12 protein-coding genes and 1 pseudogene are annotated in these 20,861 nt (G+C 43.9%); 1 reads left to right on the top strand and 12 read right to left on the bottom strand.

The window, feature by feature from the left end:
• Positions 1–434, bottom strand: a pseudogene (locus tag BP97_RS41435) (collagen-like protein); the annotation flags it as partial.
• Between the two features lie 199 nt (positions 435–633).
• On the opposite strand from BP97_RS41435, the gene BP97_RS0117935 reads away from it, so the two are divergent.
• Positions 634–1,677: a YheC/YheD family endospore coat-associated protein gene (locus tag BP97_RS0117935; RefSeq protein ID WP_028550325.1), complete on the top strand. Its 1,044-nt coding sequence runs from the start codon at positions 634–636 to the stop codon at positions 1,675–1,677.
• A 213-nt stretch (positions 1,678–1,890) separates the two neighbouring features.
• Here BP97_RS0117935 and BP97_RS0117930 read toward each other — a convergent pair whose 3' ends face one another.
• The 11 genes from BP97_RS0117930 to BP97_RS0117880 all read right to left on the bottom strand — a co-directional run bounded on the left by BP97_RS0117930 (position 1,891) and on the right by BP97_RS0117880 (position 20,811).
• The gene (locus BP97_RS0117930) at positions 1,891–2,544 is read right to left on the bottom strand and encodes a M48 family metallopeptidase (protein ID WP_028550324.1); all 654 of its coding nucleotides are present in this window, start codon (positions 2,542–2,544) and stop codon (positions 1,891–1,893) included.
• Positions 2,545–2,713: 169 nt separating this feature from the next.
• The gene (locus tag BP97_RS0117925) at positions 2,714–4,192 is read right to left on the bottom strand and encodes an Lsa family ABC-F type ribosomal protection protein (protein WP_028550323.1); all 1,479 of its coding nucleotides are present in this window, start codon (positions 4,190–4,192) and stop codon (positions 2,714–2,716) included.
• Positions 4,193–4,484: 292 nt separating this feature from the next.
• Positions 4,485–7,040, bottom strand: coding sequence for a glycosyl hydrolase family 95 catalytic domain-containing protein (locus BP97_RS36780; protein ID WP_442952372.1), 2,556 nt, complete (start codon positions 7,038–7,040; stop codon positions 4,485–4,487).
• A gap of 31 nt (positions 7,041–7,071) precedes the next feature.
• On the bottom strand, positions 7,072–9,606 hold the full coding sequence (locus BP97_RS36775; RefSeq protein ID WP_051620707.1) for a glycosyl hydrolase family 95 catalytic domain-containing protein: 2,535 nt from the start codon (positions 9,604–9,606) through the stop codon (positions 7,072–7,074).
• A 95-nt stretch (positions 9,607–9,701) separates the two neighbouring features.
• The gene (locus tag BP97_RS0117910) at positions 9,702–11,210 is read right to left on the bottom strand and encodes an extracellular solute-binding protein (protein ID WP_028550322.1); all 1,509 of its coding nucleotides are present in this window, start codon (positions 11,208–11,210) and stop codon (positions 9,702–9,704) included.
• A gap of 61 nt (positions 11,211–11,271) precedes the next feature.
• On the bottom strand, positions 11,272–12,150 hold the full coding sequence (locus BP97_RS0117905; protein ID WP_028550321.1) for a carbohydrate ABC transporter permease: 879 nt from the start codon (positions 12,148–12,150) through the stop codon (positions 11,272–11,274).
• A gap of 27 nt (positions 12,151–12,177) precedes the next feature.
• Positions 12,178–13,149, bottom strand: a complete 972-nt coding sequence (locus BP97_RS0117900) for an ABC transporter permease (protein WP_028550320.1) — start codon at positions 13,147–13,149, stop codon at positions 12,178–12,180.
• A gap of 141 nt (positions 13,150–13,290) precedes the next feature.
• Entirely contained in the window at positions 13,291–15,564 is a 2,274-nt protein-coding gene (locus BP97_RS0117895) for a helix-turn-helix transcriptional regulator (RefSeq protein ID WP_028550319.1), read from the bottom strand.
• A gap of 111 nt (positions 15,565–15,675) precedes the next feature.
• Complete coding sequence (locus tag BP97_RS36770; RefSeq protein ID WP_051620705.1) at positions 15,676–17,595, bottom strand: glycoside hydrolase family 97 protein; 1,920 nt, start codon at positions 17,593–17,595, stop codon at positions 15,676–15,678.
• A gap of 438 nt (positions 17,596–18,033) precedes the next feature.
• On the bottom strand, positions 18,034–19,695 hold the full coding sequence (locus tag BP97_RS0117885) for a discoidin domain-containing protein (protein WP_028550318.1): 1,662 nt from the start codon (positions 19,693–19,695) through the stop codon (positions 18,034–18,036).
• Positions 19,696–19,971: 276 nt separating this feature from the next.
• Entirely contained in the window at positions 19,972–20,811 is an 840-nt protein-coding gene (locus BP97_RS0117880) for a helix-turn-helix domain-containing protein (RefSeq protein WP_081824251.1), read from the bottom strand.
• Between the last annotated feature and the right edge of the window lie 50 nt (positions 20,812–20,861).

Genomic DNA, 20,861 nt, shown 5'->3' with positions numbered 1-20,861 from the left:
CCTGTTGCACCAGTACCTCCCGTAGCCCCAGTACCTCCGGTTGCTCCAGTTTCACCTGTCGAGCCTGTTGCTCCTGCTGGCCCTCCCGCTGGTCCCGTTGCTCCTGTTGCCCCTGCCGGTCCCATCGCTCCTGCTGTTCCCGTTGCCCCAGTCGCTCCTTGCTGTCCAACTGGACCTTGGTTGCCTCGCGGTCCTTCTGGTCCAATTGGCCCTTGGTTACCTCGCGGTCCTTCTGGTCCAACTGGACCTTGGTTACCTTGCGGTCCAGCAGGTCCAGCTGGACCTTGGTTACCTCGTGGCCCAGCAGGTCCTTCTTTCCCGGCAGGTCCTTCTTTTCCAATAGGTCCTTCTGGCCCTGCTGGGCCTTGTAGCCCTTGCGGTCCTTCTGGTCCTTCAGGTCCTGGAGGTCCTGGAGGACAATTGTATCTTCCCATAGTCTCATCTCCCTGTTATCAAACGTATTTCATCATATTAAAAGCCCTATAAGACAAACACTGTGGATGCCTACTAAAAACAAAAAAAAAGGTAATTAAACCATTATTTTTTGGATTTTTAGTATAGCTAAGCGATTGTCCCATACCATTTTGTCAACGACAGCATTAAATGATAATAGGCATCGATGGCTAAGGAGTGATGAAATTGGACAATCACCCAATAATAGGTATTATGGTTACAAAAAGGAAATTTAGAAAAAGAATTTTGAAGATTTATCAGCGTTATCATAATCTAAAATTAAAACTTTACGCTTTTACTCCGTCAGATATTCATTGGAAAGAACAACGTATTATTGGACTTAGTTTGAAAAAAGGCAAATGGAAACAAAGTTCATTTTCTTTTCCTCATGCCGTCTATAACCGTTGTTTTAACAAAAAATTAATCACCATTCAACGCCTAGAGAAGGTAATTGGTAGGAACAAATGCTTCAACAATATCAATTTTTTCAATAAATGGGATCTCTATAACCTATTAAAACAATCAAATCTTAAGCCGTATGTCCCAGACACATTTTTATATAATGAAGTGAAAATATCAGAGTTATTAGAGAAATATAGACTTGTCTACATTAAGCCAATTTATGGATTTAAAGGGACGTCAGTGTATAGAGTTGAACTTACGGATAATGAAGATATTCACATCTCTTTGCATAGTTTGGCTCCAAGATACATTTGCAGAAAAAATGAAAGCATTCAGGAAAAATTGGATGAACTTCTCGGGCAAAAGAATTACATGGTTCAACAGGGGATTCATATGAATCTACTTGATCATCAGCATTTTGATATCCGGGTGCTTGTTCAAAAGGATATCCTTGGAAAATGGATGATTTCCACCATAACATGTAGAGTGGCTTATGAACATTACTTTAACACGAGTATGTGTGAAAGCATTTGTGATGTTGCAGAAATTCTTCCGCGATTATTTTCACCTGAAAAAATAAATGAAATCCTTCAATCTCTGTTCGAAGTAAGTGTAAAGGCCGCACAAGAAGCAGAAATTCAAATGGGTTTATTGGGAGAATTAAGTGTGGATTTTGTATTAGACAAACAAAGTGATTTATGGATTATTGAACTTAATGGAAAACCCCAAAAAAATATTTACAAGGACATCAAGAGTTTTAAACACAAAAAACTGATTTATGGTAGACCAGTAGAATATGCTTATTATCTCTCTCAATCATAAAATGTAAATAAGGTAACAATGCTTAAATTATTGAATGAACAAATACCTTTTATCTCCAAGCACCTCGCCCCTCTTTCGGTAGATAATAACCCGTAACCCATTCATAAGAAAAAAATGTCTTGCAGTCTGATCTGCAAGACATTTTTATGATTCGATCTGGGGATCCTATACAAGCTTCACACTATTCTAATAAAAATGCATTCATCCATAATCTCAAAGTGTCATAGCATGTCCATACATGGCCAAAAACTGTTCCTTTTCTTTATAATCCGGCATAATAGTTCCAACACGTCTCCAAAATGATCGATCATGATTCATATGTGTAAGATGACATAGTTCATGGATGACTACATAATCAATAACATCCATTGGAGCCATGGCTAAACGATAATTAAAGGTGAGTTTTTTATCCGAGCTGCAGCTTCCCCACTTGGTCTTGGACTCATCGATCTCAATTGTTTTGGGTTTTACTTTCAGTTGTGTCTGATACATTTTGACTCTTTCCCCTATAACTCTCTTGCAGCTAGCGAAATAGAACTTCTTTAAATTTAGCTTCAACTCTTCTTCATTTAAACCATTAGTCTCGATTAACTCATGAAGAAAATAATATTTTCCAAGATGAAGAAACTTTCCTTTTTCTTGATAGTCTCTTGTCTTTGGAATTTCACGAGCTTCAGCAATGCTATGTAATTTTTCTAGGATCCTTTGACCATGCTGTTTCACAGCTCTCATAATCAATTCTTTACTGGTATCATTAGGTGCTTTAACCGTTATGAAACCCATAGAATCAATATGAATCGTAATCTTTTTCCTAATTCCATATAGAACATTAAATTCTATCGTATTATTTTCAAATTCAATTTTCATAATTATCATCGTTCCTAAAAGATTATTTCTAATTCTCATCAAAGTAGTGAACCAAGTCAGGGGCAAGGTAACTCTGAGCCAATAGTGTTGATTGGGTCGAGAGCCCTCACCCTTTGCTCGGTCAAATCAGGATAGTTTATTAAGTAGTTATATCAATCACCAAATAACTTTAAAGTTCAATGATCTTGGTTGCAACATTGCTGCAAAATTCCCTGTCATGCTCCACGAAAAGGATGGTCGGTGAGTGTTCCAGCAGTAATTCTTCAATTTGCATCCGAGAAATAACATCGATAAAATTAAGCGGTTCATCCCAAATATGCAAATGCACTTTCTCGCAAAGGCTTTTTGCAATCAGCACCTTCTTCTTTTGGCCGCCGCTAAAAGCTGAAATATCCTTTTCAAATTGAACCCTGGAAAAATCTAGCTTTCTTAAAATCGATTTAAAAAGACTTTCATCAATCCCATTGTTTGCAGCGTAGTCCGTTAAATTACCCTGTAATTGTGAGGTGTCCTGTGAAACGTAGGATACTTTAAGCTGGCTTCCCCTTCTGAACGTACCAGTATAATTTATATCCTCACCACAAATAAGTTTGATGATGCTTGATTTTCCGGAGCCATTTTTACCTGATAGTGCAATTCGCTCGCCTTGTTCAATAGTAAAACTAACATCTTTGCAAACCATCTTATCTCCGTAATAAATCGAAACATGTTCAAGTTCAGCGAGCTGGTTTTTATGAAAAGCAAGCTGAGAAATCTTTAAGCTATCAGAGCTTTCAATATTTTTAAGGAGCTGAGACCTTTCATCAATAGCAGCTTGCTGTCTATGCTCGGTGGCTTTAGAGCGCTTCATCATTTTAGCTGCCTTATGACCAATATACCCTTTATCTACTTTGGAACCGGAATTTCTTGTACCGTTTTTCGTTTTTTCCACTTCGTGTGACCAGTTGCTCGTTTGTTTAGCAGAATCAGACAAGCGTTTAATGTCTTTTCTTAGCTTCTCGTTCTCTGCGAGCTCAAAGTTATCTTGTCTCGTTTTATTTTCCCACCAGTCGGAGAAATTACCTTTTTGAATTTCTATGCTGCTCATATTAATTGAAAGTATATGATCAACGCAGTTATCAAGAAAGGATCTGTCGTGAGACACCAGAATAAAACCGCTTTTGGTATTCAGATAATCACTGACAAGTTTTCTTGCATTCATGTCAAGATGATTGGTTGGTTCATCAATTAACAGAAAACTATTTTCCTTAAGAAATAATGCAGCCAATAGCACTTTCGTTTGCTCTCCGTTAGACAATGAATCAAAGGGCCGGTACAAAACATCCTCAGAAACCTTAAGCAATGAGAGCTCGCGCATTAATTGCCAATGAAGATAGTCTGGATAAATGTCACTGATTACATCAAGGGTATTATTATCTTTGTTGTCGACATGGAAAGGAAAATATTCAAAACTGACATGAGCAGAAATATTACCGCTGTATTCATATTTACCAAGCAGCAAATTGAGAAATGTTGTCTTCCCTCTGCCGTTTCTTCCTGTGAATCCTAATTTCCAATCTGTATCTATTTGAAAACTTACATTTTCAAATATGTTATCGTAACTGCCGTCATAGCCAAACGTTAAATTTGTAACATTAATTAATGACATGAAATGATCCTCCTGTATGAAAAAAAATAAAAGCTACAAGAAAGTTACTTTCTTGTAGCTCAAATAAATACAGCTAATCCAACTCTCTATAGAGTTAGATAAGGATATATTGTTTGAGTTGAAAAGATGTAGTAACTTTCTTGCATATAAAGAATAAAACATGCGAAAAATATCGCTTTTATTGTTTTATTGTTTTATATAATTAGCAAGAAATATTACATTATACTTTTCAACTCCAGTCATTAAATTAAATGTATCTTAACATACCCATTTATTAATTTCAACAATGGATTTACTTTATTGAGCCACGAATCAATTCGAATTCATTGCCTGCATGCGTATTAAAGACCAAGAGAGAGCCTGTCAGCGTCACGGTTTGATTACCTGCTTGAATCAAATTAACTTCGGCTTCACCCCAAGGATTTCTTACACGGCATGTGCCTCCAATTGTAGAACAGATTTTTACAATGGATACAACCCCTTCTCGAATCGAAGATGTCACCTTAAAGCCTCCATGGCACCATAAAGAGAACTCCGCATCCCAATCTGCGGGACATGCAGGGAAGATTCGAATCACTGACTCTTTACCCGGACCTGGGGGTTGGCTTTGGCAAAGAGCCGATTGGAGGGCCGCCGCCGCATTGCCTAACCGCTGTATACTTATGCAGTTCACTCCTTCTCGAACCGTCAGTCGGTTGTCGAAAAACTTCACTCTACCCGTATCATCAAAGTAACAGTATTCCCGTTCTGCGTTGACGCACTCCAACTGCGCCAATACTACTTGTTTGAATGGTTCGGCGAGTCCCATGTGGGCCAGCACCCGTCCCGTACCCGACATTTCGTAAGCCGCCCGGCTCCAATCATAATCAATTAACGTCTCATAGTACTTGATAGTTGCTACGGTAGTTTCGAACAGCTCCGGTTGATCATAGGCTGTCTCCAGTGAAGATAAATCACCAAACCGCCCAGGCTTCAAATCTACATTGCTCTTGTTATCCAGTACCGGACCGATGGCACCAACCCAGACAGCGGATTCACCTTCTGCAGTTCTCAGAACGGCATCCGGATGGTCACTTCTAGGCAGCGGAGCAAGATTATCGTACAGCTCCTGCCAAACCGGTCTCAGTTCTTCATCCATGTCCAGTATCTCTGCAGCTTTCAGGAGAACAGGAAAAATGGTATGCATTGCTGCCATCGAGTCCATCGTGTTTTTGCCGTCATAATATTTTTCGTCACTGGTTGTGTGATATATGTTATAAGTTCCGTCTGCATCCTTCTTCAAGTTGGGGAAATGGCGAAAAAACTCGGCAGCTCCTTTAATGATGGGATATGCCCTCTCTCGAAGCCATGCTTCGTCTTTCGTATATTCGTAATACAGCCAGTAATGATAGGCGATTCCGACTTGGGTGCCGAACATGTGAGTCGTAAATCCGAATGGCCCGAACCCACGTTCTACATACTGAAATTGGCCATCCACGTATTTCTCCAGATACTTCCAATTCCAACGGCTTTCATGAGGCCTCTTGGCGTTAGCGAATACACGGAATCGATCAGACATTTGATCCCATGGCTTCCGCAACAGGTACAAGTCCCTCATCTCCTCCGCGATATCCTCAGGCAGCACTTCCATTCCGTTAAACGTCACAACCTCAGGAATGTAGATTCCCTTGCTTCCCCACTGCTGCTCTGCCGCCTTTACGCAAGAATCATACATGCCCGAATACATGTTGAAATACGGCTGAAAAAGCTCATTGTGGCCAGATGGGAGCACTGCGTTGTAATATAAATTCATGTTGTTCCACCAATGCATGGCTCCCCAGTGTCTCAGATCTCCCCGAGGACTAAGCAGCATGCCTCCAAAATTCGGTGGGTACTGTGCTCCCCTGGAGTTGGATGCCATCAAATACAAGTAGTAGGTATAGTGAAGCTCCACATATTCAGCTGTGCCATCTTCACTGTGCAAGCGGATATAGGATTTTTCCCAGAACTGGTTCCACCAAGCTTTATGCTCCAGTAACATGCGATCGAGCCCTGTGTTTAAAGCATGTTGTACTTGCCTTATGGCTTCAGCAACTACATCCTCGTCTTCGTCAAAGCTGGCTGCGCTGCCGATAAAAATATCGAACATGCCTTGACCAGGCTTCACACACAAGCGCATCTCGGTTTCATTTGGCTGGCCGATAACCTGGCTCTTCCGGTATTGCCCTACAGGCTCCCGACCCCCGAACTCATCGTTCATTCTAGCTCTCGCTTCCCGCCCACAGATTCCAATAACAACGGCGGAGCTGCAGTAATGGCTTCCCTCCCGGAATACCTGCTTAAGCACAACCATGTCATCCGCCATACTCAGAGTGGATACAGCCGAGTGATTCTTGGTCACGACTTCCGCAGGCCTAAGCATTTTTAGTTTGAGATTGATTCCCTGAGGATCTTCTCTCTCATCCAATACTCTAATCCCAAAAGCATCCTGATAGGCGGAAGCAAAGGCCTCCACTGTAACCCCATCCCCACGGATAGATGCTATTCCATCATAAAGGCTTAAATGCTGTCTGATGCTTTCATCCAGAAACACATCTTCCCCAAAATCAACGAAATCAATATCCACAAATGCACTCGCATATGCATAATCCATATGCCTCTGATTGAAGCTGTTAGTATTGCAGTCATTAGCGTATACGTCTGCCCGATTAATCTGAAATTTCAACGCAGAAGGCGATGTCCATAGTAAGCTTCCCATCCTCCCGTTTCCTAGAGGCAGACCGCCTTCACTACGTTTCACTGTATGCTCATAATGCAGATCCGCACGAGAAACGAGATCACGATAATTTATCTTGCCTACTTCGACCATCTTTGTCACTTATGAACACACTCCTCAAGGATTAATGATGGGGTACAGCTATCGAATAGGTTGCCCCCCGATAAGTCTCAAATTCGATCAAGCTCCCCAGCAGCGTTATCTCTTTTTGGTCTTCATGAACAATCGCTATTTTCTTGTCACCCCATGGGTTGCGCAGCCTGCAGATTCCGCCAAGTGTGGACTCAATGGAGATGGAGTCGATGACACCTTTAAGAATCGCAGAAGTCACCTTAAAGCCGCCATGGCACCAAAGAGAGAATTCAGCATCCCAATCCTTCGGACAGGCAGGGAACACATGAATGACCGATGCTTTGCCTGGACCACCAGGTTGACTTTGACATAATGCATATTGCAGTCCGTTCGCCACATTGCCCAGTCGCTGCGCACTGATCGCGTTGACTCCTTCTCTAACCGTTAGCCGGTTATCATAGAACTTGATTCGGCCGGTGTCCTGATAATAGCAATACTCTCGTTCTGCATTAATACATTCCAGCTGGGCCATTACAGCTTGCTTGAAGCCCACCGCATGCCCCATACCTGCAAGCACAGAAGTAATGGAGGACATCTCCGTCGCTGCCTTGCCCCAGTCTCCACCCAGTTGAGCTTCCTGGAAGGCAAGGGTAGCCATGCCAATCTCAAACCATTCTGGATTGTCAAAGGCGGTTTCCAGAGTACACAGATTAAAGTAACGCATCGGATCTGTAGCTATGTCTCTTCTCTCGTCTAGCACTTTTCCGATGGCTCCTACCCATACTGCAGGCTCATTTTCTTTGGTTTTGAACACCGCTTCAGGATGATCACTCGTCGGAATGGGAGCCAGATTGTGGTAAAACTCTTTCCATACAGGGATCATTTCTGAGTCCACGGCCAAAATGTCCGCCGCCTTGATTAGCACAGGCATAATCCCATACAGTGAAGACATCACCTGTATCGTATCTTTGCCGCCGATATATTTTTCCCCGCTAATGGTATTGTACATATGATATTTGCCGTCTTCGTCTTTGCGCATATGAGGGTAGTTACGCAAAAACTCGGCAGCCCCTTTTATCATCGGGTAAGCCCGGTCTCTTAGCCATTCCGAGTCATTGGTGAACTCATAATAGTTCCAATAATGATAAGCAATCCCAGCGATGTTGACGAACATATGCGATGTGGAACCAAAGGGACCCCAGCTCTTATCGGTATAGGTTAAATTTCCATCCACCCATCGTTCATGTCCTTTCCAATTCCAACGGCTTTCGTGCGGATGCTTGTTGTGGGCATATTGTTTAAACCGCTCCGAGCGCTCCTCCCATGGCTTTTGCAGCAAGTACAGTTCTCTCATCTCCACAGCGACATCCTCTGGCAGCTCATCCACACCATTAAACCATACGGTTTCCGGAATGTAGATTCCTTTACTCCCCCACTGCTGCTCCGCTGCTTTGGCGCAGGAATCATACATTCCTGAGTACATGCTGAAGTAAGGCAGCATGAGCTCATGATGGCCTGTAGCGAGAACGGCATTGTAATAAAGTCTTAGGTTGCTCCACCACTGCATGGCGCCCCAATGTCGGAAATCGCCCCGTGGACTCAACAGCATGCCGCCGAAATTCGGAGCGTATTTTCCTCCACGGGAATTCGCTGCCATAAGGTACAAGTAATAGGTATAGTGCGTTTCTACACGTTCGGCGCTGCCATCTGCACTGCTTAATCGGATGTAGGACTTACTCCAGAACTCATTCCACCATGCTTTATGTTCTTGCAGCATACGCTCATAGCCCGCATTCTGGGCGGATACCAGTTGATTAACAGCCGCAGTCGTAATATCTTCGTTCTCATCGAAGGTAGCGGCACTCGCAATTAAGATTTCAAAGCTGCCCGCTTCCGGTTTGACGCATAAGCGCATTTCCGTTTCATTTGGTTGTCCAAGCACCTTGCTTTCCCTGAAGTCACATACAGGCTCACGACCACCCATCTCATCGTTCATCCGAATGACGCCTTCCCGGCCTGAGATGCCAATAGCAACTACCGACGAGCAATAATAATTACCCTCTCTGAATTCCTGCTTTAGGAGCATGATGCCTTTCTGCATGCTTAATGTGGAAACGGCCAAGTGACTTTTAGTTATAACCTCGGCTGGACGCAGCATTTTCAGCTTAATATTGATACCCTGAGGTAGGTCCCTTTCGTCATCCACCTTAATGGCAAACAAATCGCTGTGATCATATGCAAAAGCCTCAAGCTTCACACCATTGCCCCGTATGGATGCAAGCGCATCGTATAAATCTAAGTGCTGGTGGACCGTGCCGTCTTGGAAAACATCCTCTCCGTAGTCGACCAAATCGATGTCCACAAAGCCGCATGCATAGCCGTAATCCGTATGTCTCTGATTGAAGCTGTTCGTGGAACGGTCATTGGCATACACATCGACTCGGTTGACCTGGAATTTGACGGCAGAGGGTGAGGTCCAAAGCAGACTGCCCATTTTACCATTGCCAATAGGCAGCCCGCCCTCGCTTCTTTTGACCGTATGGTTATAATGTAAGTCTCCATGCGAAACAAGCTCCCTATAATCCATTATGAATTCACGCTCCCAGATATGATAGATAACTTCGCTTCCGTAGGAAATGGACCAGAGCTTTTGCCCTGATCCAGCAAAGCCACGACTTGTCTTCACTTCTTATTTTTGTTATACAGATCGGTGTATTCTTTAATGACGTCGTTACCGCCCAACTGCTTCCATCGATCGATCTCCTTAGCGTAGCCTGCCTCATCAATCACACCCATAATGAATTTGATTTTGGCGTCATCGATAATTTTCTTATTAGTCGATAGTTTTTTCTTCCCGTCGTCACTTAGGATAAGTCCGAAGGTTGCATCGGTAACACCGTACTGCTTAATTTCCTTCAAGGCATCCGCTGCTTCCTTGGCAAGTGGTGTACCGTTATTTATGAGATCTAATCGCATCGCCATATGGACTACTGGCACCACTTCTTTGTTGTATTTCGTATCATCCAAAATTTTTGTTACACCGTTCTCTTCTTTATAATGAACTCCGTCAATTCCGAGCATAACGGTTTTGATCATTTTGTCGTCAGCCATTTTGTCAAAGAAGCCAAGAATTTTCTTGAGCTCAGCCTCGGTCTTCACACTTGATTTCGGGAACATATACATGCCGTTATAGCCGCTGCTTGTTTGGACCCGTTTCTGTCCCGTAGTCGAGATTAACGCCGGAATAATGTGAACATCCGCACCAGGTAGTGTTCTGCCGAGGTAAGAGAAGGAATCTCCGCGATAGTTTTCAGCAATATTGCCTCGGATGCCGATTTTCCCTTTACTCCAGTCATCCGACACATTAGCATTTGGCACCGTAGCAAAGTCTTGGTTTAAAATTTTCTCGTCATATAGCTTTCTCATGAATTTAAGGTAATCCATATATTCTTTAGTCATGAAATCGGGAATCGCTTGGTTGTTTGCGTAGCCCCAACCGTTCGGAGCGCCGAACAGGAGCGGGAATGTGTAGGTTCCAAGATCTTTGTTCTCGGTGATTCCCCACGTATTCTGCTTCCCATCCTTGTCCGGGTCGTTATACGTAAACGCTTTGAGCACCTGATAGTATTCATCCACCGTCTTAGGCGCCTCCTTGATACCTACATTGTCGAGCCAATCCTTACGGAAATAAAGCACGATTCTTTCCGGATAGCGGCCGCGATAAAGCCCGTATATTTTTCCGTTAATCCGAGTATTATTGAGCGTGTTCTTATCAAGCTTGCTCAGATTGGGGTAGTCTTTCAAATAAGGCTCCACATCCCAGAAAAAGCCGTTTTGTGCTGCACTGACAATCACGGTATCCTGCGGATTGACAACAAGCATCGCCTGAGGCAGATCCCCAGATGCCATCGTCACATTCAATTTATCCGTATAATTGGAGTTCAGTACCCACGTGATATTCAATTTCGTATTGGTTTCCTTTTCGATATACTTGATAACGGGGTTATCCGCAGTAGGCGGCTCCGCACTCTCATACTGACTCATCATTTTAATGGTCATCGGGCCGGTACCCGAAGCGTCTGGGGCTGGGGCTGCCGTTTCCGTATTGGTATTGCAAGCAGTTAAGGCTGAAATGAAAACCGTGAACAATACAGTTGAAGTAACAGACTTGCTCAGCCGACCTCTTTTCATAAAAATCAACCCTCCATTTTATTGGTATGATGCATTGATAACCTTCACAGAGCAATCGACCCTACTCTTTAACCGACCCAAGCAGCACGCCTTTGGCAAAATGCTTTTGCAGGAATGGGTAAACAACCAATATAGGAAGCGTGGATACGACGATGACGCTCATTTGAATCGTTTTGCCCGGAGGAATAGCTCCTTCGAACGAATTCGCAGAATCCCCTATCCCTGTTTGTGACAAGATGACGATGGTGCGCAGCCACACTTGAATTGGAAATTTTGCAGAGTCATTAATATACAGCAAGGCGTTAAAAAACGTATTCCAATGTCCAACCGCATAAAAGAGCGTTAGTGTCGCAATAGCCGGCATGGATAAAGGAATCACGATTCGAAATAATGTCTGAAGGTCATTGCAGCCATCGATTCGGGCAGAATCCTCAAGCTCATCCGGGAGCTGCATGAAAAAGTTCTTCAAGATAATCAAATAAAATGCACTTATGGCACTCGGAAGCAGCAACGCCCCATATGTATTTAAGAGCCCTAGACTTTTAATCACCAAATAAGTAGGAATCATCCCCCCGCTGAACAGCATGGAGAAGATAACCATCAGCATGATTGGCCGACGAAGACGCAAACGCTTCGTTGCCAATGGGAAGGCCATTAATGAGGTAAGTACGATATTAATCACTGTACCTGCAATCGTAATAAAGATGGTGACGAGCAGCGAGCGGGGGATGATGTTCGTGCTGAATATATAACGGTATGCTTCTAACGAAAAATGTTCCGGAATGAGAATAAAGTTTTTGTGCAATGCCTCTTCCGGAGAAGCGAATGAACCAGTCACGTTAAGCAGGAATGGGATGACCGTAACGGAGGCTATGAGAAACATAAGAACATAGTTGAGAGTGTCAAATAGCCGGCTGCCCCAAGAACGATATAAATGCATTCCCCTCTCTCCTTTCCACGTTTCTTACTAGTAAATGCCTTCCTCACCAAACTTCTTAGCTAACCGATTGGTGATTAATACGAGCAGGAGTCCGATCACCGATTTAAACATACCGACTGCTGCGCTAAAGCTAAATTGACCGCCTTGAATTCCCACTGTGTATACATAGGTATCGAACACTTCACCGACCTCACGATTGAGTGCATTGAGCATTAGGAAAATTTGCTCGAAGCCAGTATCTAAGAACGAACCTAACCGTAAAATTAATAGGATAATGATAGTGCTTCGAATCGAAGGCAATGTGATGTGGTAAAGCTGCTGAAGACGGTTCGCTCCATCCATCCTTGCCGCTTCATATAATTGGGGGTTTACACCTGCCAATGCAGCCATAAAGATGATTGTTCCCCAACCGGTTTCTTTCCAAATTACTTCCAGTGTCACCACGGTTCGGAACCAGGCTGCACTATCGAGAAAATGGATCTTAGCAAAGCCGAGTGACTGAATCAGCTCATTTATGATGCCGTCTTTAATCGTAAAAAAGATATAAAAGAAAGAGACCACAATAACCCAAGAAAGAAAATGCGGCACATAGATAAGCGAAACAACCATTTTTTTAAACCATTCATGTCTAAGCTCGTTAAGAAGGAGTGCAATGATAATCGGCAGCGGAAAAAAGAAAAATATATTGTAGACGGCCAAAATGACGGTATTGCGCAGCAGCATCCAGAAATCAGGGCTTGTAAACAAATACTCGAAATGAGCAAAGCCTACCCACTCGCTTTTCATGATCCCCAGAAACGGCATATAATTTTGAAATGCGATGACTAGCCCCCACATAGGTAAGTAGCGAAACACAACAAAAAACAGTACGCCTGGTAGCAGCATAAGGTAAAGCCAACGGTCTCTAATCAATTCTTTTACGAATCGATCCATTTTACCGCTCGTCCTTACGCTCGCCGTAGAAGGCGTTTCCTGAGCCCCTTTTGCAAGCGTATTCATTTCATTCCCTCCCTCTGACCGGTTTCTAACCGTAACATACCAAGCCGGGCTGTAAGTCGTAAATAATCCGTCCCGCAGTTGTTTGGTGATCACCGTTGTTCACAAGAGTTATCTATAATCCACAGTGTAGTGGTTTAGGGATTATCGGGACAAAGATCCGCGTTTTGCTTCATAATCCCTATACTGTTTCGGCGTCATCCCTTCCATTTTGCGAAAATAACGAATAAAATTCTGTGAATTGCTAAAGCGGAGCTTCTCCGCAATTTCTTGTACTTGATCATTGGTTTCAACGAGCAACTTCTTTGAAAGGATCAGCCGGTATTGAGACAGGTAATCACTGAAGGTGCTCCCTGTTTCTCTTTTGAAGATTTGCCCCAAATAATTGGGATTGTAGTGAAGACGGGATGCGCAGCCTTCTAGAGTCAATTCCGTATCATACTCGTCCTGTATGTACTGTATCAGCATTTTCGTTATATTCCTTTGTTGGGTCTCGTTCCTTGCAAGAATTTCTTCGATAATCGGCTCTACAACCTGACTATGAATCCACTCTTCCGTTTCCTGAGCAGACGTTTGCAGCAATAAATCCAGTTGGTCAAAGATCGGCTTTTCCCTGAATAATTTGAGAAATCTTTCATCTGAGTGATTAGAAATTTTAATCAAATCCATAAGCAATAGGAAGACAAACATGGAGCAATTCCGATAATCGTACTGACCAGAAAATATTTCCTTGGTAAAGGAATTTAGAGAACGCTTGGACTGGTCGGTATCACCAAATTTGACGGCATCGGTTAATTCTTTCACAATATGTGTCGGATACTTCACCTTCACCGCATCGGCTACATCGACTTCAGAGGCAAATAATATCGCCTCACGGCCATGGGTAATCCGCGATTTGAGCGCATCGGCTGCTTCGTGGAAAGCTACTCCGGCCTGTACTAATTTGGTGAATGGTGCACTGATCCCGATGCTGATTTGCAGCCGCAAATATTGCTTAATAGCTTGCTGAATAGAGCGCGATAGCAAATATATTTCTTCCTTGAATGCCCCAGCGCTGCGATGATTTACACCCATTAAAACGACGGCTATATTATGCATAATGACGGGATTCAGCACAAGTAATTCCCCTGCGATTTCAGTCCCCATATTTTTGACCGCAAATAGCAAAAGATCTTTATCGGAATCCTTGTATACGGTCCCCTCTATGGTATCGATTTGTACAGTAAGCACTCCAAATTGGCACCAATGAACTTGATTGCTCCAATTCTTATCAATCTCTCGCTGCTTGACTTCCCCTTGGAACAGCTTAAAGGCAAAAAAATCGTTCAGCTGCTGCGTCTGAATTTCCAGCTGCCCTTGAAGCTTCTTACTATCCTGAAAAAATAGAAGCAGCTTGTTATTCATAAAGTCCAGTTCATTGCTCTGCAATGGAGACTTCTCGTTGGAGTACAACGAAACCAGCTGGTATAACCGTTTGATCGGTGAATACAGCCTTCTCGTACCGAATAAAGAAAGAACAAAAAACACGCTTACCACGAAAATGCCCGTAATGAAAATAAATAAGCCGATAAATCGCGAGTCTCGTCTGGCCTCTAAGGTAGAAACGACAGATACATACGTCCACTTATATTTGGCGGACTGCATGTAAATTATCGAATAGTCGGCGTCGCCGAGCTTGGCGAGGAACGTTCCTTGTGGAGCCTGACTAGTTCTTGAGTGAATTTGGTCAACGATTTCGTTAACATTGTCGTCTCTCAGCTTATATTGCGTAAAGCTTCGAATCATCTGGCCATTAGCGTCGATCAACGTGATTTCGCCCAGCTCTTTATTTGCCATCAGCTCTTGATTAATTTCGTGACTGGACAGCTTCGTTCGAATAATACCTTGAAACTGTTGAAAGCTTGCAAAAGGAACCTTTAACGTATATTGAAAGTAGTCGGCATTCAACTTGCTCCATGATGACCCGGTGCCGGACTGCCTAAACTTCTCGATTTCTTCGTCATTATATACCTCGGTAATAGCAAGGACTCCGCCATTGCGTAAAACCCAGCCTTTTTCCAAATTAATGATTTCGATATTATTAATAATGGAGTCATGTAAGTACAAGGAGCTGATTTCAAGCACCATGTTTCTGACCTTTAAATAATTATCATAGCTTATGATATTTAAATCATCTTCCAAAATTTTTGTGAAGATCGGCGATAATGACAATTGTACGATGGCGGATTCTATGGATTGAAGCGAGTTTTCTAATTGAAGCTGTGTTTGGATCAACATCTCTGTATTAACAGTGTGGATCCTCTCATTTAATACCCCGGATGTTTTCCAATATGCTATGTAACCGAGAAAAGATACAGAAATGATGACGAGGGCAATATTGAAAGCCAGCAATTTTAAAAAGTAACTTTTCTTTGTCATGATCATTCTCCTATCCGGTGAAAGTAATGTATCCGGAAACGAGCTACTGAAACAGATCAAGCCTTAGTCAAACCATGGAGGTTAGGCTAAGGCTTGATGTTATTATAGCTGTTACTTTGTGAACAGGCCGACAAATCCGCCGCCGCTGTTCAGTTCAATTGTCAACGTTTCGGTTCGCTCTGAAGTGCTATTCTCAACGACAACGGCTCCATCATTTTCCATATTGTCATGCACGAAGACTGCCTTATATGCCCCCTCACCAAGGAAGGATAAAGGCACTTGGATTTTTGGGGCAGGACTGGCACTCATGACCGCTAATATCCATTTCTCGCCGCTCCGCCTTGCGAAGATCGTCAGCTCCCCAATCCTCGACTCCGGCAGCACTATAGTCTCATCCCATACAGCCTGAATGCTTTTGATAACTTCCACAGCTGGATTATCCAGAACACTCTGCGGATGCGCAGCGATCGTCAGCATCGGACTGTGGAATGTCGCAAGGCATGCGATCTGGTGCGCCCAAGTTGAATCCCTTCTCCGTTCCGTGAAGATCATCGTTGTGTAATCCGCTGGTCCAGCCAAATAGCGAGTGAAAGGCAGAATCGTCTCGTGACGTGCCCGCTTCATCAACCCGCTTGATTCCATACCTCGGATTCCTTCATAGATCATGGCATTCGGCCAAGTTCGGATGCGGCCTGTTGGCTTGTTGGAGCCATGGAAGTTGAGCACAAGCTCGTACTCCGCAGCCAATCTGAGCAGCTCCTCGTAAAGATCAATATTTTCCTTGGCCTCATGGTCAAAGAAGTCGATCTTGGCACCGCTCACACCCAGTCGATGCAGCCGTGAGAAAAACTGTTCTCGGCTCTCCTCAGTCCGTAACTGATTGCTGTGCCTCCAGAACATGACTCTTACGCCTAGAGCATTCGAGTAATCCACAAACTCCCGGATTTCTTCGTCAGACCAGCGGTAGGCGAAGCCCTCCAGAATGTGATATTTGGCACCAATCTCATTAGCCATTAGGGAGAAGCGTTTCATCAGATCCAAAGGACTGATACCCTCCCTTGGCTCGTAATTCCTGTCCAGGTAATCCCATACGGCGAGGCCTGGCTCCACCCAAGGCGTTTTCACCTGTTGAGGGAACAGTCGCGTGTCCGCCTGAGGACATAGATTGTGCACAATATCGCAGTTCACAAGCATGTTTAAGTCACGAGCCACCAACACCACGCGCCAAGGCGTGGTCACAGTGCCGTTAACCGAAGCTGGCGTAGCCAGACGTTTCGCCTCTTCACGTCCATATCGAAGCTCATACGGATAATTTATCGGATGACGATGAGCAAGACCAATAACCCAACCACGCCTTCCGTCACTTTCCAAGGCCATTCCGCTATAATTCACCAGATTGGCTTCAGTTATTGCACCATACCCCTTATTATCCGGCAGCTGGAAGGTCAATGGAGGGCCGCTCCACTGACCCGATAGGGTATTGGACACTTCCTCCTTGGCATATTCAGCTTCGTAGTGTCCTTCTAGCCCGTGGAACCAGACCGTAGAACCCGCTGGAAGGATGAACTCGGAAGCTTCGTCCGGTACGCGAACATCCTCTTCCTCACCTGCAACGACATGACGATAGGCTACGCCATCATTAAATACCCGGATTTCCAAAATATAAGAAGTCATGCTTAGATCATGGGTAAGCTGCATCTTCACGCCATTGCATTGATTGGTTGCTGTGCTATGGGCGCCGTGCCACGCATAGGTTTCGTCTATGTTGTACGTTTCGAGTCCACCCAAAATGACACCCGAAGATAGATGGTAACCGTCTACTATCATGTGTAATGCGGATGGTTCAATGACGATGGTGTCATCTAGTGTCACTTTGAAGCTTATCCGCTCCGGATTGGAGCCCACGATGAACTTCACTCTGCCGTCTGGACTGACTACCTCAACCTCGTTCAACGGTAGTACCCGTTGTGTTCTTCTTGATGGCTTCTCTTCCTCATTCAATTCAATCGTCGATTTCGGTCCAGTTTGCATGTAGTTTGCCTCCTAAAAGTAGAATAAAGATTTCCTCAAAATTAAATCTACTCACATACATCCCTTACTTTTGCAAGCGTCTTCATTTTAGTATACTATCACCGAGCACTTGAAAGGACGAACTAAATGCCAATAAGTAAGCTGGACATGCAAAGTTCCACCAAGGTAGTAGGTTCCACACTAAATTGTGCCTGTCCCCATTGCCGATCCTATTTTTATTTTATAACACTCACTCAAAAAGGGAATGTCTTTTTCCAAGGTATTTTTGTATATAACTCACTTTTTCCACACAATCAGCTTGTGCAGTTAACTGAAGAGTTCGATCAAATAGCAAATGTTCAATATAAAAATACCTGCCGATCCTTAGAAACAAGATGGCAGGTACACTATGATTTAAATGGAATACTATCTAGTTCGAGTTTACTTTAATTACCTGATTCAATTTGATTCGTATACCTCTATCTCGTTAACGGTCGGCTCCTGACTGGCAGAGTTGATGTAAAGCCGCAAATATCGGGCGCTAATATTACTAAAATCTATCGACTTGCCTGCACCGATCGTTGTTCCCGACGTACCAGCAATATCCGTAAATGTCGTTCCGTCATTAGAGTATTGCAGCTTGTAGGACGTAATCCTATTGTAGGTGATTTCCTTAACGAACACCTGATTAAAATTTTTCGCGGTGCCTAAATCAACACGGATCCATTGGTTACTCACAGAGCCGCTTGACGCCGACCAACGGCTTGCAGCGTCACCGTCGAACGCTTTATTAGCGTCGTACGACGAGCTCCAAGTCGAGGAGGCACTGTAGGTCTTACCCGAGGCAAGGTTCCCGCCATTTTGGTACCTCTTGTTTTTTGCCCACATCAATCGGGAGAATATATCCATGCTTGTGCCAGCTCTCGACGAATCCGCGTTGGTTAACGCGTTGTATACATCCGGACGAAGCGCCGTCAAGAATAAGTATCCGCTCCGGGCATACGTCGTAGGTGCACTGTTCCCTGAGCCATCCGTTCCGTCAACTTTACCCGCAAAATCGTTTGGCCCCCTCATCATAATGTCTGCATACATGTTGGCAAGAGGCTTCAGCTGCGCAGCCGTTATGCCGTAACGGCCGCTTAAAAATTGGCGATAGAAACCTGCTACGTCCAGACTCCCGTGACTGTTATCCTCCCCGCTCAGAAGCGTAGGGTTATAACCCCAATTGTAAGTGGTATTACCGGCACTGTTCGTATAAACCTGTTTGGCAGAATTGTTGGCAAAAAACCAATTCACATTCGCCTGTACAATGCTGTCATATTGGGATACAAGCGTCGGATTATCTCCCAGAAGTTCATGAGCAACGGCAAGATTTTGCAAGCCGAACGAAATCATCATTTGCTGGTTCCAAGGCATTGCCCCATTGGTCATGTAAGGGGATTGCGATGAAAAGTAGTACTTATTGCCGTTCGATAAATTAAGCAGCTTTGGAAAAATGAACTGGCTGACTACAAAATCGGCTTCAGTTAAAAATTTGGTTGCACGTTGTTTATAGGTCACACCGTGACCATAAGGGTTGCCGTCCGGAACCGTCGTATTCCAAATCGATGGAGTTGAAAGGATTAACCTGGCGCAGTTGGCAAGATGACCGACCGGGTCGCCGTTGGCTGAATCTGCGGACGCGGTTCCAGTACTGTTGCCCGGCCATACGGGAGCAATAGTATTAGTCCATACGGTCCGTTGGCCGTATGGAGCCGGCAATATATCGTTACGCTGGGAGAGAAGGACCCCGCAGAAGTAGATCATACGATCAAGAATAGCCGTATCACCTGTCATTTCATACATAAGCCCCATAGCTTTAATGCTTTCGCCACTTTTCCCTTGGGCATATTCGTTTTGCATGGATTCGGTATTGGGCCAAACGACAGGCTGAAGGCTTAAGATGTAGGATTTAAACGAATTTATTTCATTCTGAGTAACAGGACCACTGAAACTGTCAACCACCATAGGATCGGCGGCTTGAACCTGACCGACTGTAAACGGTGAGAGGCTGGTTAAGAGCAATCCGGTTAATGCGAGACACTTCATTTGTACCTTAAGAATAGCAAAGAACCTAGACATAAGATAATTTCCTCCTTTTCAGTGCCAATTGGCTTGAATAGAATGCGGTGCAGTATTCCTCCGGAATCTTCTGCTTCTAATCAGTCTAAAGCCTACTCCCCCTTTCATACTAGGGTCTATAACCTTTTACTTGCACAGCTGAATCTTGTGCTTTTTTATTATAAAGCGCTTTCATTTTGACTGAAATGAATAATATTAACTACTGCTTATATCTAACTAACTTTGTAAAAGTTCTGTTCCCAAACTCCTTTCCTACGCACTTAGCTAGGGGTACATCTACTTGTTCCTATACGCCGACGGCGAAATACCCGTATATTTTTTAAAGGCTGTGGAGAAATGGGATGCTTCATAGAACCCTGTGGAATCAGCTATTTCACTGATCTTCAAGTCCGTGCTCACCAGCAGCTCCTTGGCTTTCTCAAGTCTCCGTTCGTAAATATAGCGCATCGGTGGAACACCCAAATGCATTTTAAAGAAACGTATAAAATAGTTTGGATGAAAATGCGCGATTTCCGACAGCTCGTCGATTGTAAATTCATTGGACAGATTTTGATCGATGTATTGAATCGTGTCAAGTAGCTTGCTATCAGATAAAACAGGCACACTGACGGCCCCTTCGGACAATGCTGTATCAATAAACAAAGACAGAATTTCAAATAGAGCTGATTGGATTTTCAAAGAAGACGTAGGCAACGGACTTTCTCGATTTGTACTCATTTGACGAAAATGCTCCAGCAATCGGCTAGGCTCCCTCACAGTAACAATATTCGGGAGACCGAACGTTTGGAATAATTGTCCTAATCCTATATTGGAAATAAAATGACTCCAATACATCCGGTAAGGCTGTCCATTAGTCACTGCAAAGGATTGCAAAATATCTGCTGGGGCAAAGAACAACTGCCCCGGCTCTGGTTCAAAGATATGGTTGCCAACCTTTATGGAACCGTAACCTTCGGTAATATAGTAGAACTTATTATATTCGGGTATGAAATTGTGCCTTATCCAGTTCGAAGGACATTCCGAATACTTTGCATGTATCAAATTCAGCCTCAAGCCGGAAAGCCGGTGGCGCAATAAGCGGTTCAGGCTATCAGGCATGCTATTTCCCTTCATCATTTGTCCCCCACAATCTGCCAAAGGCTTGTATGTAGTTTATTTTATAACTT

Source organism: Paenibacillus sp. UNC451MF, from assembly GCF_000686845.1.
Taxonomy (GTDB): Bacteria; Bacillota; Bacilli; order Paenibacillales; family NBRC-103111; genus Paenibacillus_S.
This window is presented reverse-complemented; position numbering and strand designations above follow the sequence as displayed.

Excerpts from the sequence above, each read along its gene's own strand:
- BP97_RS0117935 (WP_028550325.1), top strand. The coding sequence starts at position 634 with ATGAAATTGGACAATCACCCAATAATAGGTATTATGGTTACAAAAAGG.
- BP97_RS0117930 (WP_028550324.1), bottom strand. The coding sequence starts at position 2,544 with ATGAAAATTGAATTTGAAAATAATACGATAGAATTTAATGTTCTATAT.
- BP97_RS0117925 (WP_028550323.1), bottom strand. The coding sequence starts at position 4,192 with ATGTCATTAATTAATGTTACAAATTTAACGTTTGGCTATGACGGCAGT.
- BP97_RS36780 (WP_442952372.1), bottom strand. The coding sequence starts at position 7,040 with ATGGTCGAAGTAGGCAAGATAAATTATCGTGATCTCGTTTCTCGTGCG.
- BP97_RS36775 (WP_051620707.1), bottom strand. The coding sequence starts at position 9,606 with ATGGATTATAGGGAGCTTGTTTCGCATGGAGACTTACATTATAACCAT.
- BP97_RS0117910 (WP_028550322.1), bottom strand. The coding sequence starts at position 11,210 with ATGAAAAGAGGTCGGCTGAGCAAGTCTGTTACTTCAACTGTATTGTTC.
- BP97_RS0117905 (WP_028550321.1), bottom strand. The coding sequence starts at position 12,150 with ATGCATTTATATCGTTCTTGGGGCAGCCGGCTATTTGACACTCTCAAC.
- BP97_RS0117900 (WP_028550320.1), bottom strand. The coding sequence starts at position 13,149 with ATGAATACGCTTGCAAAAGGGGCTCAGGAAACGCCTTCTACGGCGAGC.
- BP97_RS0117895 (WP_028550319.1), bottom strand. The coding sequence starts at position 15,564 with ATGACAAAGAAAAGTTACTTTTTAAAATTGCTGGCTTTCAATATTGCC.
- BP97_RS36770 (WP_051620705.1), bottom strand. The coding sequence starts at position 17,595 with ATGCAAACTGGACCGAAATCGACGATTGAATTGAATGAGGAAGAGAAG.
- BP97_RS0117885 (WP_028550318.1), bottom strand. The coding sequence starts at position 19,695 with ATGTCTAGGTTCTTTGCTATTCTTAAGGTACAAATGAAGTGTCTCGCA.
- BP97_RS0117880 (WP_081824251.1), bottom strand. The coding sequence starts at position 20,811 with ATGATGAAGGGAAATAGCATGCCTGATAGCCTGAACCGCTTATTGCGC.